This is a genomic window from Acidithiobacillus sp. HP-2, assembly GCF_015100155.1.
Lineage (GTDB): Bacteria > Pseudomonadota > Gammaproteobacteria > Acidithiobacillales > Acidithiobacillaceae > Acidithiobacillus.
The window spans coordinates 14261-30583 of sequence record NZ_JACKZA010000026.1 but is presented as its reverse complement, the minus strand read 5'-3'; the positions used below and the strand labels follow the sequence as shown (position 1 = coordinate 30583).

The 16323-nt window shown below is 51.9% G+C and carries 16 protein-coding genes; 5 read left to right on the top strand and 11 right to left on the bottom strand.

Features of this window, described 5'->3' with window-relative positions; genetic code table 11:
* Position 1: 1 nt before the first annotated feature.
* The 3 genes from H7F11_RS15300 (at position 2) to H7F11_RS16875 (ending at position 1645) form a co-directional block, all read left to right on the top strand.
* Positions 2-232: an HU family DNA-binding protein gene (locus H7F11_RS15300; RefSeq protein ID WP_193658230.1), complete on the top strand. Its 231-nt coding sequence runs from the start codon at positions 2-4 to the stop codon at positions 230-232.
* A gap of 20 nt (positions 233-252) precedes the next feature.
* Complete coding sequence (locus H7F11_RS15295) at positions 253-600, top strand: hypothetical protein (RefSeq protein ID WP_075323875.1); 348 nt, start codon at positions 253-255, stop codon at positions 598-600.
* 301 nt (positions 601-901) lie between these two features.
* On the top strand, positions 902-1645 hold the full coding sequence (locus H7F11_RS16875; protein ID WP_207650632.1) for a hypothetical protein: 744 nt from the start codon (positions 902-904) through the stop codon (positions 1643-1645).
* 163 nt (positions 1646-1808) lie between these two features.
* Here H7F11_RS16875 and H7F11_RS15285 read toward each other — a convergent pair whose 3' ends face one another.
* From H7F11_RS15285 to H7F11_RS15235, 11 genes are all read right to left on the bottom strand, one after another.
* A complete protein-coding gene (locus H7F11_RS15285) occupies positions 1809-2501 on the bottom strand; it encodes a VIT family protein (protein WP_075323877.1) in 693 nt (230 codons plus the stop codon).
* Between the two features lie 623 nt (positions 2502-3124).
* Positions 3125-3727, bottom strand: coding sequence for a LysE family translocator (locus tag H7F11_RS15280; protein ID WP_075323878.1), 603 nt, complete (start codon positions 3725-3727; stop codon positions 3125-3127).
* A 209-nt stretch (positions 3728-3936) separates the two neighbouring features.
* A complete protein-coding gene (locus H7F11_RS15275) occupies positions 3937-4275 on the bottom strand; it encodes an AzlD domain-containing protein (RefSeq protein ID WP_075323879.1) in 339 nt (112 codons plus the stop codon).
* On the bottom strand, positions 4268-5005 hold the full coding sequence (locus H7F11_RS15270) for an AzlC family ABC transporter permease (RefSeq protein WP_077218499.1): 738 nt from the start codon (positions 5003-5005) through the stop codon (positions 4268-4270). The genes H7F11_RS15275 and H7F11_RS15270 overlap by 8 nt, the downstream gene beginning before the upstream one ends.
* Positions 4956-6971 carry a helix-turn-helix domain-containing protein gene (locus H7F11_RS15265; RefSeq protein WP_075323881.1) on the bottom strand — a complete coding sequence of 672 codons (2016 nt, stop codon included), beginning with the start codon at positions 6969-6971 and terminating at the stop codon, positions 4956-4958. Before H7F11_RS15265 ends, H7F11_RS15270 begins: the two co-directional genes overlap by 50 nt.
* Positions 6972-7224: 253 nt before the next feature.
* Positions 7225-7632 (bottom strand): PIN domain-containing protein, encoded by a 408-nt coding sequence (locus tag H7F11_RS15260; protein ID WP_075323882.1) that lies wholly within the window; start codon positions 7630-7632, stop codon positions 7225-7227.
* Positions 7629-7853, bottom strand: a complete 225-nt coding sequence (locus H7F11_RS15255; RefSeq protein ID WP_010637510.1) for an AbrB/MazE/SpoVT family DNA-binding domain-containing protein — start codon at positions 7851-7853, stop codon at positions 7629-7631. Before H7F11_RS15255 ends, H7F11_RS15260 begins: the two co-directional genes overlap by 4 nt.
* 98 nt (positions 7854-7951) lie before the next feature.
* Entirely contained in the window at positions 7952-8140 is a 189-nt protein-coding gene (locus H7F11_RS15250) for a hypothetical protein (RefSeq protein ID WP_075323883.1), read from the bottom strand.
* Positions 8141-8616: 476 nt separating this feature from the next.
* A complete protein-coding gene (locus H7F11_RS15245) occupies positions 8617-8856 on the bottom strand; it encodes a hypothetical protein (protein WP_075323885.1) in 240 nt (79 codons plus the stop codon).
* Between the two features lie 71 nt (positions 8857-8927).
* Positions 8928-9263, bottom strand: coding sequence for a hypothetical protein (locus tag H7F11_RS15240; RefSeq protein WP_143214941.1), 336 nt, complete (start codon positions 9261-9263; stop codon positions 8928-8930).
* 24 nt (positions 9264-9287) lie between these two features.
* Positions 9288-10382, bottom strand: a complete 1095-nt coding sequence (locus H7F11_RS15235) for an AAA family ATPase (protein ID WP_075323887.1) — start codon at positions 10380-10382, stop codon at positions 9288-9290.
* 299 nt (positions 10383-10681) lie between these two features.
* Between H7F11_RS15235 and H7F11_RS15230 the strand changes: the two genes are divergently transcribed.
* Positions 10682-12988, top strand: coding sequence for a hypothetical protein (locus tag H7F11_RS15230; protein ID WP_075323888.1), 2307 nt, complete (start codon positions 10682-10684; stop codon positions 12986-12988).
* A 1476-nt stretch (positions 12989-14464) separates the two neighbouring features.
* Positions 14465-16246, top strand: coding sequence for a tetratricopeptide repeat protein (locus H7F11_RS15225; RefSeq protein WP_075323889.1), 1782 nt, complete (start codon positions 14465-14467; stop codon positions 16244-16246).
* Positions 16247-16323 lie beyond the last annotated feature (77 nt).

Here is a 16323-nt window from a genome sequence, read left to right as displayed (position 1 = left end):
GATGTCCAAAGTGGATGCGGAAAAATGTTTTCAGGTGTTCCGTCATACGTTGGAAACGGAATTGCCTGCGGCCGGTAAAATCACTTTTCCCGGATTCTGTACGTTTGAAATCGTGGACAAACCCGCGCGTAAGGCCCGGAATCCCGCTACGGGACAGGAAATTGAAGTACCTGCCAAGAAAAGTATCAAGTTCAAGGCGGGGAAAGAGTTTGCCGGGAAAGTGAATCACTGAGGAACAGAAAAGGAGAAAACGTGACTGAAGGGAAAAAACGGGTGCGGCGCACTCCGGAACAGCGTCTGGCCGATCTGGAGAAAAAGCAGACGGAGATTCTGGAACGCCAGAAAGCGGCACTGGCCAGAATCGAGGCGGCGAAAAAACGGTTGATGCAGTCCCCTACAGCCCGTAAGGACCGAATGGAGCAGGACAAGCGCTTTGTGCGGGCGGCACAGGTGTTGGCACCGGAATGGGATGCACGACACTTTATCGCGGCTATTGAAAAAGCCCTTCAGGAAGATCCGCAGGCCTTGCAGGAACGGGGGGAAGCTTTGTTGGAAGAACATGGCAAGGCCCGGCGGGGTAGGCGGCCACGGGGTGGTTAAATGTGCGACCAGCATAAAATGAGAGGATACTGCTTTTTGTCTCATAAAAACCCGGATCCGACCAGCCTGCCCACGAAACCAAAATAGCACATTCTATCTCAACCCACAGAAGATCATCCAATGTTGGTTGGCATCTGCGAATACTGCTCCCTGCATGGACTGACCGATTAGAGAGGTCTATTTGTTCAACCTATTAGTAATACGACCAAGTGGGTGGGGCTCTTCTCGCGGCACGATGAGTCGCGATCGGACCCTCGAGTACACGGCAAAGCACATCGAGTCTAGGTTTGCGCCAGGAGACGTGCTTGATCCTCAGGCCGTGACGCAGTTGCCCACAGTTATTGCCTATGAAAATGGTTGTGACGGTAACCAACCGGCCGCGCGGATTGTAACTCTCACGCGTGTTCAGCTAATTGGTGCCGAGTATCAGCTTGAATACGCCTCAGATCCAGATCTCCCGCTGATCCCGAATGCAGTATTGTTTGGAACTGCGGCTGACGACCTGCAGATCAATACGACCGCTTCAATTCCAGAGTCATCCCGGAATCACTGGTCCATCAAGGATGCTGATCTGTTCAAGGTTCTTTTGAAACGGCAAATCGGTCAGCGCACAAAACCCAAGGTCTTTGACCTTCCCGACGTGCCTGTGAACGACAACTTAGTAGCCGTCATGATGCCGTTCGATGCCGCCTTCAAGCCCGTGTACGAAGCTCTGCGGTCGGCCATCGCTGAGATAGGCATGATTTGCCAGCGCGCGGACGATATCTGGGAGAACGACCATGTGGTTCAGGATGTCGCTCTCCTGCTCAGCAAGGCTGCCGTCGTAGTATGCGACCTCAGCGGCCGCAATGCTAACGTGTTCTACGAAACTGGCATTGCTCATACTCTTGGTAGAGGTGTGGTCCTCATAGCGCAGTCAGCCGGGGATGTTCCGTTCGATGTGGCTGCAATTAGATACATTAGGTACCTGCCGAATGGTGAAGGTTTGGCCAAGCTCGGGGATGAGCTGAAGCGCCGACTTGCTACCCTAAAGGAGCAGAAGTGATGTCTAGTGTTACGGCCCGGTGCACTGAGCTTTTGGGTGTAAATAGACTCTCCGTGGCCTCTCGTGGACAATCCCGAAACGAGCCACCCGATTGTCGTAATTCTCTGATTTTGCCAGCGCACCTGGTTCTCGACACGATCGATTCAGATTGGCGCGTTAGCAGTCATATGCCCGCCTGACCGAGCAGGTGGCCGATCAGTGTGGTGGCAAGCATTGAGAGAATACCCCAGAAGACCACGCGGACGGCGCCCTTCACCATGGAGGCGCCACCCGCCCGGGCAGCGACCGCACCGAGGAACACCAGCAGGAGGATGCTGGTCGTATACAGGGCTGATAATACCCCGCCGTGGGGGACGAAGGCGGCGATCAGCACCGGGAACAGGGCACCACATGCAAAGGCAGTAGCGGAAGCCAGTGCCGCTTCGGTGGGCCGCGCCGCTGCCATTTTCGTCATGCCCAGTTCGTCATGGGCATGTGCGGCAAGTGCATCATGCTCCATAAGCTGGGCTGCTACCTGCTGGGCCAGCGCCTCGCTAAGGCCACGCGCCATATAGATGCCCCTGAGTTCAAGCAGTTCTTTTTCAGGATTTTTTTCCAGTTCGCGCCTTTCTATTTCGAGATCTGCGGCCTGGGTATCGGCCTGTGAGCTCACGGATACATACTCACCCGCCGCCATGGCAAAGGCCCCAGCGACCATCGCCGCAACGCCAGCGAGCAGAATCTGTTCGTGGCTTGCCTGCCCGGCAGCGATGCCGGCAAGGAGGCTTGATGTCGAGAGTAGGCCATCGTTGGCACCCAGCACGCCGGCTCGGAGCCAGCCGATCTTTTCATGGTGATGGTATTCGTCGTGATACATGCAATGTCTACTCCCGGCCGATAATGGGTAGCCAGAGTGTAACCACGGTGCAAAGCACTGGTCCAACGATTCCGGTATGTGACATTGCCTCGCCCCGTCAGAGGGGTGATGATCCGCTATCTGATGAAGGTCGGTTTCCAGCGGCATCAGGTGTCTACGATCCGCTTCTACCGCCGCAAGACGACGAGTGGTCGGTCGGCGCGTTCACCACACGCGACGGACCACCTTCGGAGATGGCCTCCTCGGGTTCAAAGAGTGCTGCGGCCGTCTCCAGGAGGAAAAACGTGGCCGGCTTCAGGAACTTCTGTTGTAGCGGCAAAAAAATCCAGCTGCCGGGGCGTTTTTCGGGATGTTGGGGAGTACGCTTGAATGTTCAGACACAGACAAAATCTCCACAGTGTTTGTAATGTCTCATGATACCCGGTTTTTCGGCTTGTCGGGTATGAGGAGAATCAGTATATTAGCGATAGAGAGAAAAACGCCGTTGAGACAGAATGATGCATTCTGTCTCAACCAAATATACAAGAAGACTATCCCATGTTATGCGGAACCGACAGTGACATAGAATATTACGTTGGCCGCCACAAGAGGGAACGTGGAAGTTATGCCAAGAATGAAGCTCATCAGAAACGTGCCTTAATGGAAATAACAGCAATGACGATGAAGAGAACCGGCGGCACATAATCAAACCATGCCGCATTCCGAAGCAGACGATTGACCTTGTCTGCCAGTAGAGCAACCGAGAAGTTCACCATAATGCCGCCGAAGTTAAAAATCAGACCGTAGAAAACAAAGGTCATGGCATTACTGCCTTGCGGAACGAACTGAGGAATTAGGCTCAAGAAGAACAAAGCAATCTTCGGATTCGTCAGATTAATCAGCACGCCTTTCAAGAATGTGCCCTTATGATTGGGACGAGACTCGGCCACGGGACCGCTCGAGGCCTTCTTACGGGGCCAGCTAAGGTAGGCGATATAAAGGAGATATGCGGCTCCAATCAATTGCAACCCGGTATAAACAGATGGATATTCCTTGAAAATGGCACTGACACCGAATGCAGTAAGCAGGACGTAAATTAATACGCCAATTTCAATTCCGAGTGCAGCAAAAAGACCAGCCTTTCTCCCATTCTTCTGGGACTGATGGAGCACGAACATCATGGCTGGCCCAGGAGATATATTGATAATAAAAGCCGTAAGCAAAAAATAAATAAACAAAACATCCATAAACGTGCCTTTTCAGGATTGATAGGAAAAATTTAATTAAACAGTTCGCGCTATGTCTTAAGAGAGATTTTATGGTTACCTGTCATTTGCGGTATATAACATACCAGTTTCTTGGAAGTAGAGGATTTCGAACGCCATGCGAAGCTGTGAATTCCTCTTGTTGAACAATTCGGCAGTCATTATCACGGTTACTTGCTGTCACGAGATTGCTATAGGCTTCCATAAGCCCAGCATATCAGGCCATACACTGTAGCTCCCAGTAATGTTGCGATGGCGACCCCACCCATTAATTTTTTAGCCAGAAAAACAACACATAGAGCTGCCAATACGGCAATAACCTGGAAGGTAGACTGAATGTGCACATCTGAACTCAAGGATATAATTAACAGCGAGGCAATAGCGGCTGGGCCTATACCTTCCAGAAAAGTTTCCCACCAGGAGTTTCTGTTTCGCCTCTTTCCTGTCGTATGCGAGATAAAAAATGGGATAAATCGCTGCAAAAATGTGCCTATGGCCGCAACTATGATCAACCAGAGTGGGTTAGCCATGAGCCGGTTTCCTCCAACTCATACTGAGAGCCCCGGCTAACATGCCTATTGGCATCGCCTGATAGGTCGGTAGCACAAAAAACATTATTGCAGTCACACTGGCAGCAACAAATACCAAAATCAAAGAATTCCGAGACGTGAACTCTAAAAGCAATGCCATGAACAGTGCAGGCAAAATAAAATGAATGGCTTGATGCACAATAGGCAGATGCGTTATCTGCCCACTCGAAATGGCACCGATGGCCGTACCTACCACCCACGCTGTGTAAGCCCCTATCTGTAAACCGCTATACCAGGTTTCACGATGCTGCTCATTCACTTTGCTTAGATGTGAGAGGGATGTCGCAAAAACCTCATCGGTGAGCCCTGCTGCCAACCATGCGCGCGGGAAACGTGCATGATCAGGTGACAGTTTGCGTGCGAAGGACGGGCCGTAAAATGCATGCCGAAAATTCATCAGTAGAACGACAACCAAGGGATCCCAAAATCCTGCTCCGCTAGAAATTAGCGAAACCAAGACAAACTGACTGGCGCCCGCAAAAATGACCGCTGATATCAAGATCGTCATATATGGGCTAAGTCCGTATTGTACCGATATAAGCCCAAAAGAAATAGCAATAGGTAAATAACCCGCGACAATGGGCATACTTGCTTTTAGTCCGCTGATAAAGCAGCCTTCTTCAAAGTTCTTCAAAACGCGATCTCTCACGCTTGCGGAACGTAAAAACATGCGTTCCGCCCTCCCATTCGTCGATACCTGTCGTTGCAAATATCCGTCGGTGATTTAATAATTCAAACCCTGCACCATAAGCAAGTGAGACTAATTTTTTAGGATAAGTTTTACGCTCAATTTCATAGTCAAATCCTGCGACCATCGCCTGAATTTCTAATACATAGAAGCGAACTAATGCGCCAATATCTGATGATGAATTTTTACTAACAATGCGCTGATTGATATACTCAAATAAATTCCGGCAATATTTGACAGCCGTACTTGTTTGGTTTTGGATGGACAACATGAAGGCGTGAATCAGCTTTTCGCGTATATATTGATAAATATGTATTTCTGTCGAATCGTTACCTTCCATATTCAATACATCCACTTTTGCCATGGAAGAAAGTACATAGGCAACATGATGACGTATCAAAGCATTATTCCGGCTCTCCAGATCAGTAAACCTCGGAAGCAACTCATCTGCAATGCAGAGTATTCCGTTTTTGACAAGAAGTTGCCACGCTTTTTGTAGCATAAAAGCTGTATTAAAATGATGGGAAGACCCCACAGACGTAATAACAGAAACAGGTTCATCAGGCTTGTCAAATATCAGAAAATCTTCTTGAACGCAGCGTAATTGCGCCAGACCTTTGGTGTTATTGAGCAAATAAGCAAATGCTGCACAGTCCGGCTCCAAGGCTGTGGCGCGCGCTTCTGGCAGAAGCTCCATGAGCATGAATAACGCTGTACCAGGGCCGCTTCCTACATCAATGAAGAGACCTTTTCCGCCTTGTGGATCAAATGTAAGGACATCCTCGGCCAAAGCGGTTACCTGACGCGCATAAGCAGGATGAAGCAACTCAAAAGTAGTATAGTAATCCACATTGATCCGACTGGAAAAATCTTCACCTGATGCGTCTGACGGTATGTCTACATCCCGCTGCGCTAGGGACAACCATTGCCTGGGAATTAATAAATATCCATGTTGGAGAGCCACTTCATAAGCGAGTGTTGCGAGTACCAGGGTCGATGACTTTGTCACAGGTTCCAGCAACATGACATCACTATCCACCATGCCGGGCATTTGCTCAGCAGTAGCTGCCAGTCGAATTGCTGAAAGCAAAACATCTGGTACAGCATCACCCAAATGATCCATGCGCAACGTAAAAGCATTCACAAAATTTTGTGGGAGAACGGCGATCCAAAGACCTTGATCATTTTTTCCTGTGAAGATCAGCAGTGGCCATTGAAATCCGGAGGAATGGAAGCCTAAGTGGTTTTCCGCCACAACAATATCGCTATTGGATCCGCGCAATTCGAGATAAAAACCGCTCACGCCATGAGTCACGTCAATCATGGCCCGATCAACGAGAGAGCGAAGCCCCTCCCATTCTGCTGCGCTTTGTGGATATCCACGAATCAGTTTATATCTGTCTGATTGTGTATTGTGCTCTCGGTATTCTATGAGCACCAGGGCAGTAGATGGTCCATTGAGAGCGGTATAGGTGTGTTCCGAGTCGCCAGCAAAGGCGTGGCTTTGTCCTGGACGCAGCAATGTGCCATCCGTCTCGTTGCCAACATACATTTCTCCACGCAGCGCAATGACGCGTTCAAATACACCTGGAGGATGGGCGCTGGAAACACGACTATGTCCTTCGGCAATAGTCATTTCATAGACTTCAATTTGAGGGTTGGTGCCATATCGTTCTACAAAACGAACTTTTTCTCTATCCTGATCACCGTCCTCGGAAAAGCTTTTGACGGCTTCCACCCCATCGATAATATGACTGAAAGGTACATTCAAGGCGTTAGCAATTGCCCAGACGGTTTCTATGGTTGGATTTCCTTGCCCTCTCTCCAAAAGAGACAAAGTGGATTTCGCGATGCCAGAATGCTGCGCAAGGCCCGAAAGGGTAAGTCCGGACTTGCCACGAATCGTCTGGATGTTGCGCGCAATGGTTTGAAGGGCCTGATTATCCATGGATCGTTCTCTATAGAAAACAATTACAATATAAAGAACACCAAATTTACATGCAAGCCATTCCTGTGTACTTTTCCACCTATATTGTTACCGTAACGGCCATGATCCAGACCATCGGATTGATAATCCGAGGGTCTGACCGGTCCAATCATCAGTAAACACAGGCATTGCAGCAGGTAGCGTGCCGTGAAATGTGGCGCTTTGCCCAAAATACGCCCAAGTTCCCCGCTTCGCAGCTGCTCCGCCGCTTTCTCTACTTGAAGGGCAGGGCTTCCTGCTGAATATGAACGCTGCTGAACTCCGGGTCTTTATGCACTAAAATCCCGTTGCGCAGGAGGGTCGTCGCCGCAATCCAGGCGTCTGCTAACGATAAGCGGTGCTTTGCCTTGATTTCGGCGGCAGCCTCCAGCAATTCCGGACTCTCGTGTATCCAGACAATGGGTAACGACTGCGCCTGTTCGTAGGCCAGCCGTGCCGCAGGTTCTCCTTCGTCCTTCCAGACGCGGTAGAGCAATTCCATCGCAGTCATGAAGCAGGCACAACACGTCCCTTCTCCCCGCCAGGCCTGCTCCAAGAGTTCAGCTACCCGATCCGCGCCCGGCTCATCGTCACGCAAGGTCAACAGTGCAGACGTATCCAGTATCCAGACCGGTGCGCTCATTCCCGTTGTCGCTCCCAATCCCGGTCATTCAGCAAACGCTCAGTGGATTGCCCCTTGCCCTGCCCCCGGAATGCCGCAACCGGGTTGCGCGGCAAGGGCACCACGCGAATCTCTTTGCCTTCCGCTATCCATTCCAGACCATCTGCTGGCCCCAACCCGAAACGCTTGCGGATTTCTGCGGGAATCACTGTTTGCCCGCGTGTTGTGATCGTGCTTCGCATACCCTTCACCTGAATTACATTTCATGACTGAATATAATTCGTTTGTGGCCGATCCGCCATCATCCAGCCCTTGAGCGTGGAACGTACGGTTGGAGTGCTTACGACGACGGTGCGCTTTTCGCCATGAGCGCCCGTATGGAGGGCAACGTGTCCCTGCACTTCCGGTTGAATTCCTCGACAGACCGCATCAGGGTCACGGAATGCGGCAGGGGTAAATGCACCGGCCCCTTGAGAAGCCAGATACCATCCTGATATTTCTCCAGGTTTTCCTCTTGCGAATCATCCATCAAACATCCCTGCTGGGTATTTACCCCGAAAAATGGCGATCTCCTTGTCACCCTCGGAGCGTCTCGCTAAATCTCTCCAATCCCGTGGCTATCGTTACGTACCTTTCGGGTTGCCGTCATGATCACAGGGGATGTGGGCAACGTTTCTTTTTTTCGTCGGATGCGAAGGGGTTGCGTGAAAAATGTCCGCGCAGTTCATGTGAAAGTCCTCGCTGGAGGCCCGCTTGGTCATAAAAAGAGGTGGCTCCAAATCCAACGGTAGATCGGCCGGGGAAATAAATATCGGTGATGGGTCCGACTTCGGATTCCGGGTGTCGTCCATAGAATAAATCCTCCTGATTCTCGGCAATAACAAGTTTTAGTTTATGCTGCGCAACACTGGGTAATCCTTCAGAAAATCGGCTACCACCTGTCTCACTGCATTGACGCGGATGCCTTTGCGCACAAGCAGCCTGCCGGTTGCCACAGTCCCGTGATCATTTGCTCGTAGTGCCTGGCGGCGGCAATAGCCCGTTGAAGTCGCTTCCTTCCCGCAATCGGGACCGTGTAAAACCCGCCTCGACCAATGCGTTCACGAACGTACTCACCGTGGCACTGCGTCGTGTCATGCGCCTATAGTGCGCCATCTCTTCCGGCGTTAATCGTAACGAGCCGTCATCCAGAAAAACCGGTACATCGGGATCCTCCAAAGGTTCTGTCGTCGGGTCCGTATCCATTCAATAGCTCCTGTTCGGTCTCTCATTCAGCATAGATCCCTGCGGGCAGAATGGTTGCCGCCACGGAAGGCTTACTCCGGCTCTGTGGCGTCCGTGGCGTCTGTAGCGTCTGTGGTTTCAGGCTCTTCCGATGTTTCTGATTCTGATTCCGGAAGCCCGCGCCGCAACGCTTCGGGGTCCGCCCGTACGCCCGCAGGAATAATGATCTCAATAGTCGTGAAGCGGTATCCGCACTGCAGACAGGCCCGCCGGCGGTTGGTGCTGTGCTTGACCGCCCGGAAGCGGCTGGTGAGGACATGGGTGGGTCCTTTACATTGGGGGCATTGCATAGGCGTCCTGAGTGCGCAGTGGCTACCGCGCCCAGGCGCGGTATAGTGATACCCATTGTACGTTATCTCAGCACGCATCGTCTCTCCCTCGGCAAAACCCCGTCATCCCGCACAGGCCTGCGACGGTTGCTGCATTTTCAGGGTGAACCCGAAGGCCGCCACTGCGGGTTGCCGGCGCTGCGGCAGATCCTGGAGGGTCGGCTGCAGGGCATGGGCCTGGGGGTACGATGTCTGCAGACGCTGCACCGCATGGCCGCACAACTGCTCGAGAACCTGGCGGATCTCCCGGGGGGTCTGACAGATCTCCGCTACTGCGGTACTGACGCCGGTATCGAGCTCCGGATCAAACAGCCATCCCCAGGGCTGTTTACGTACCAGGTCCTGATAGATATTCCCCGCAATCTGCTCTCGTTCTGCCCGGGTGGGCGCACGCACCGTCACCACCCGCATGCGTGACTGGATGGGTTCCGGAACACTCGCCAGGGTATTGGCTGTGGCCACCCACTGAATCCGCGAAGCATCGAGGGGCAGCGGAAAGAACTCATCACAGAACTGCTGCGCGGTATGCCCTTCCAGCAGGCTGTACAGCGGGGAGAGCGCATCGTAACGGATGTCGGTCGAACGCTTGTCGATCTCATCGAGCAGTACCAGGGGATTAGCCTGACGGCCATACACCAGCTGCTGGAAGATCTGTCCCGGTTTGGCCTCGGACCAGCTATGGTCCATCCCCGACAGGACGAAGCCTGCAGTGGTTGTGGCCATGGAGAGGTAGCGATACTCCAGATCCAGCAACTGGGCCAGGCGCGCGGCAAAAAAGGTTTTACCCAGTCCCGGCTCCCCCAGCAACAGGATAGGCGGCATTTGCAGGCCGGTACGGGCATGGTAGGCCAGATGCCAATGATCCCGGAGGATCTCCGTGACCGCCTCAAAATGCGGGAACTGCTGCTGCAGTTCATTCTGAATGGTGATCCATCCCGAGAGAAAGGGCGGGGAGACCCCCTGCAGGCTTCGGGTCTGTGGATTCTTGAACAGATACTCCGCGAGATTCCAGAGCGCGCGTTCGGACTGATTCATCTCCCGGCCCTCCGGATGGGGGACCAGCCGATGGATCAGGGATTCGATCTGCAAAGGGTCATAGAGATCCAGTGTGGTTTCCGGCGGAAATGGACGGACAAAGGGATGGGTTTTTAGCGGCATAGGGGCGATTCCTGTCTGGCGTTTATGCCTACATAGTGCGACAGATGGTATGGTTAGCGCAATACCTAGGCACCTAAAAAACCGCACTATCAGAAAAAGCATAGTTAGATCATAATGCTAACCGGATAAAGCGCCCCTTTCAGGCGGCGCCAGAGGCAGACCAATATTTCTGGTAACTTTTTGTGATCGGAAACCGAAAAAACAAAAGCAAAAAGGTTTTTTTGAGACTTAAGCTTTTTAAGCGACGTACAAAACTTTTTCGGTAGTTATTAATAATCTCATTTTACAGGATGAAATCTATGGCAAATGACATGATCGGCCTCTTTCAGCAGCCAGCACGCAACACCAACAAAAACGGGGCCAACTACGGCACGCCCTACCAGCCAGGCGAAACCCCACTGGGTGAGAACCTGGAGCACGGCGAGCTCCCCACCAGCATCCGCAAGAGCTTTCGGCGGCATCCCGATATTGAGGCATTGAGCCTGCTCCCGGAGCAGATGGCCTATGACCGCATGAGTAATGACATTGCGATCAACGGCATCCAGGTCCCCATCATCCTCTGGCGAACCACCCGGATTACCACCGACGAGCGCGAGATCACCGAATATATCGTGGTCGATGGCTATCTCCGCTTGCGCATCGCTGAGCAGCTCAAGGTACCTATGGAGAGCATCCCATGGATCGTTAATGAGGACATCCACACACTCGAGGAGGCCATCAGCACCGCCATCCGCCTCAAGACGCACCGCTCGCATTACAATGAGTGCGAGCGCAAGTACATGATTGGACTACGCTACTTGCAGGAGAAGAAGCGGGTTGGTGCGCCATTGGGCAGCATGAATGCTGCTAAAGAAAATGATTTAGATAGGATCCAGAACGAGAGTGAAAATAATGTACCCAAAGTGGGTACATTAAATTCGAGAACCATTGAGGTACTAGCTAAAGAACTGAACGTAGGTAAAACAACTATCCAGCGTTACGCCCAAACCGCCCAGAACATAGAACTGGTCGCCGACGAGATCGTATCCCGCTGGGGCGTCTCCAAGGCCGTGGCCGTGCGCTGCTGCACCCAGCTCTATATCAAAAAGTACGACAAGGACGGCAATGAGTTAGACGCCCGCCTGGTATCCGCCAGCGACTGGGCCGCCCTCAATATTCAGCAAGGTCAACTTGACACCTATCCACTGCAGATCGTTAATCCTGCTTACGATGAGGATAAAAAACCAAACGAACTGAGCCACTACCACGATGAGCGCGAAGAAGCCATTCTTGCCGCCGTCCGGGATGTGGTCACGCCGCCCCGTATGCGGCCGAAAAAGGATTACATCGACGTTAAGTACACAGAGGTCAATGCGGAAGATAAATATAACTCTGACGACCAATTCAGTAGAGCCCTTTATTTCGCGCGAATGGAAGTGAATAAAAGTAAAGAAGAACTCGCAAAAATCCCGGAGTATGTAGAATGGCGCAAAGAGCAAGAGGAAAGAGCCAATGTTGATCTACAGAATACAGCGCAAACGCATCCAGAAAAACGAATGCGCCTGGAAGCCCTCAGAAAACTGGCATTCTTTGGATTGCCACTACCGACTGACGAGCTCGACCAAGAAGAAGTCGAAGTCCTCCGCAGGACAACCGACCCCAAATACGAGCAGAGTAGCTCGATCACTCATCTCGTGCGCGAGTACCAGCCTAAAGACTCAGCATGGGATAACTACAGTGAGTTGGCTCATGCCTGGGACAAGGTTTTCCGCCGTTACCGGGATACCCTCATTGAGCTAGAGACCGCCGCCGATAAACTCCTCGAGGAGTCACGGGTCATGGCCGACAAATACCAACGCGGTGAGGTCAAGATGATCGTCAAGGAGCATGGAGCCCCTGCCGCCCGCCTCAAAGAGGCTTTTCTGGAGATTGCCAAGGTCCTCTATGATACGACGGCTAACCAACAGTGTCTGGTGGTCAACCGCGATCCCGGTCTCAATACACGCATCAAGAGCAAGGTGACTGAGGCCTTCGATTCGTTTCGGTCTGCGGCACCGGATCTGGCCGGCGAAATCCAGGTCGCTAGCCGATACAAAGAGCACCGCAAACATCCAATTCAGTCGTCTGTAGCTCAAGACCCTGAGGCGCGTGTGGTAACAGGACCTGCGCCTGAAACCGATGCGAACCATCATGGTGAGCCGTTGCCTCCTACTGGGCAACCGCCACAAGATGATCGCCCGGAACCTGTTACCGGGACACCAGTCGTTGCAGATCAGTCCGACACGGATAAAACCACAGAAAATCTGGAAGAAGAAAGACGGCAAAGAATTAGGGAACGGATTAGGCAAGCTAAAGCCAAGAATCCTGGCCTATTCCCCACGCCGTCCGAAAAAGAACAGCCTGCCGGGCAGGAGCCACAGGATGATCGCCCGGAACCTGTCACCGGGACGCCAGTCGCTGCAAATCAGTCTGCCACGGATAAAACCACAGAAAATCTGGAAGAAGAAAGACGGCAAAGAATTAGGGAACGGATTAGGCAAGCTAAAGCCAAGAATCCTGGCCTATTCCCCACGCCGTCCGAAAAAGAACAGCCTGCCGGGCAGGAGCCACAGGATAATCTCGCATAACCAGGAAATTATGGAACATAACCCCGCTCTGTTTGCTAAACCGCTCGCGAGAGAGCCGTGATTTTTTTGACCCATGAACCTCTGGATACTTCCCGGTTCTGGGATGTTGTTCACTGTCATACGAATCGAGCGTTGACGGTGAACTTTTTACTCCTTTACCGAGTTGGAGAATTGGCTTTATGGCACTAAAAATGGCAGTGGGCGATGGTTACGGTAACGTCAAGGTAGCCATTCGACACGAGAATGGGGGTTGAACCCCCAAACAGGTCGCTACTGATACTTTTGGAAGCGATCCAGGTAACCCTGAGCGCGCGTGGCACCACTACTCGGCTTGCCGGGCTTTTTTGCGCTCCACTCCGGCTGGATCAACATGCGTTATGGCGGATATGCCGAGCAATCCCGCCCTTTTTTTAGGGTTTCCTGACCTTTCTATACCGGTGGGGAAACCTTTTTATCGCACATGGACACCGTTTGTTTATCGAGCAAAACCTTTTTGCTGAGGAGGCAAACCTATTTTTTGTCGTGGCGAACCTTTTTTTCGACAGGGGGGGACCAAATAATAGTGATATTCGACCTTTTTGTTACCGTGGAAAACCTTTTTTCTGCGGATTTCGACCTTTTTGAAGGGCATTTTTGACCTTTTTATAGTGGGTTTTCAGGCTCTGAAGGCCGCCGAAAAGACGCCGGAACGATGTCCGGTACGGCCCGTTCCAGACCCTGGTTTATGTGGTTTACCGTTTCTGCCACTTCTGCAAGTTTTTCCATGTACTGCCTACTCTATGACTTTCTCGGGTATCTCTATTTCGGGGGTTTTATGCGGCCCATTTGCAGGTCTCTTCGGGGATCGTTTTTGGGGCGCCGTCAGACCATGACAAGACCCGCACTGGAGCGTCGCGCATGGCAGTCCGAGCACCTGCTCAGGCGGTAATAAAAAATTAGTGGTTTTGTGCTCATGAACCGCTGGACAATTTCTGGTTCTGAGAGGCTGCTCACCAATGCATGGCGAATCGGTTAGGCGGGCGACAAACACAGGAAACTTTTGTGCGGTTTCCGTTGGAGCATAAGTTACCGCATGAAGATATGCGGTAAGCGCTTATGGAATTATGAGCGGGATGATCCTGATATGGAGTGGTAATGCTGCGTTACTGTAACAGCTCACCTACTGGTTACTGCGTAACGATTTATTATAGTGACTAGTCGCAAATAAGGCTATTTTCGGGGAACACTTGGGCAAAATTTGGGCAAAATGCCCAGTTTCGCAGCATACTTCCTGCTGCAATGCCTATCTTTACTGCCAGTTTGACCAGTCTGACCCTCGGATTATCAATCCGAGGGGATGTGAAACGACTGTTACGGTAACGGTTTGTAGCAAGCATTTTCAGCGTATCCGTTGAGGTCTCCACGCTTTGCTGAAAGAAAATCCTTATGTAACATATTGTGACAATTATGTGATTTATATCCACAAAGGAAAACTGCATGAAGGTTCGTATCGTTGTCCCGTTGGTGCTCATGGGACTGTTTTCTGCAGATAGTGCCTATGCGATGACAAACGTGCAGGCAAAACAACTGGAGATAGCCGCGTTCAAGGGAAACACGCTGGACTTGGACAAACTGGGCGCTGCGGCTAAGTCTGGGGATGCGGCAGCCCAAACGTGGTTGGGTACCTATTGGTATACGAAGAGGGATGATGCGAAGGCGCACTACTGGTATGAGAAGGCCGCCGATCAGGGGTTTGCCAGAGCAGAAAATAATCTAGGGGATTACTACTTGTACGGCCAAGGTGTGCCGCAGGGTTATGCGAAGGCGAGCTACTGGTACGAGAAGGCCGCCGATCAGGGGCTTGCCAGAGGAGAATTCAATCTGGGGTTTATCTATTACCTGAAGTACAAATATGTGCCGAGTGAGTATGCGAAGTCTATCTACTGGTGGAAGAAGGCAGCAGCGCAGAAGGATGCCAAGGCGGAAACCGCCCTGGGTCTTGCTTACTACCGGGGCCAAGGTGTGCCGCAGAGCTACGCGAAGTCGAGCTACTGGTATGAGAAGGCCGCTGATCAGGGGCTTGCCAATGCGGAAAATAACCTGGGGTATGCCTACGCCAACGGCCTAGGAGTGCCGCAGGATTATGCGAAGGCGATCTACTGGTATGAGAAGGCGGCCGATCAAGGGATTGTCACGGCGGAAAATAACCTGGGGGTTGCCTACCGCAAAGGCCGAGGAGTGCCGCAGGATTATGCGAAGGCGGACTACTGGTTCGAGAAGGCGGCAGATCAGGGAAATGCTAGGGCAGAAAATAAGCTGGGGGTTTCCTACGGCCATGGCCAAGGTGTGCCGCAGGATTACGCGAAGGCGAACTACTGGTTCAAGAAGGCAGCCGATCAGGGAAATGTCAGGGCGGAAACCAACCTAGGGGTTGCTTACTACTATGGCCGAGGAGTGCCGCAGGATTACGCGAAAGCGGTCTACTGGTCCGAGAAGGCAGCCGATCAGGGAAATGTCAGGGCGGAAAATAACCTGGGGGTTGCCTACGACAAAGGCCGAGGAGTGCCGCAGGATTACGCGAAGGCGAACTACTGGTTCAAGAAGGCAGCCGATCAGGGAAATGCCTATGCGGAATTTAATCTGGGGGATCACTATGCCAAAGGCCGAGGAGTGCCGCAGGATTACGCGAAGGCTGTCTACTGGGACGAGAAGGCGGTCGATCAGGGAAATGCCTATGCGGAATTTAATCTGGGGGATTACTATGCCAAAGGCAAAGGCGTGCCGAAGAATTACGCGAAGGCGAACTACTGGTTCAAGAAGGCGGCTGATCAGGGATATGTCAATGCGGAATTTAATCTGGGGGATTACTATGCCAAAGGCAAAGGCGTGCCGAAGAATTACGCGAAGGCGAACTACTGGTTCAAGAAGGCGGCCGCACAAGGTGGTCGTGTTGGAAGGCTGGCACAAAATAACATTAACGTAATAGAAAGTATGGATTCAAAGCATGTTAGGAAGGTAAAAAAGACGACTACGCATAGCGTTATGGTTCGTCAGGAAGAAGAGACGAATTCTGGACCTGATAATGGGAGGTTTACCACGGATTGCGACAATATGATCTGTGTTCGCCATTATAGTAATGGAGCGGTGATTCATTTTACGGCATGTATGAATCCCGCTGATATGGAACCTATGGATAATGCGCCGGTTGTAGATGGCCAAGGCGCATGTTCAGGAACGGATGCCGAAGGAAATTTCTATGGTATGGGCAGTGTTAATTAGTAGTTGGCTGTGCTTTGGTTGTGTCGAGCGGCTCATTATGTCCAGATCTGCTCTGGGTAGAGCCTGTGTGGTTCTGG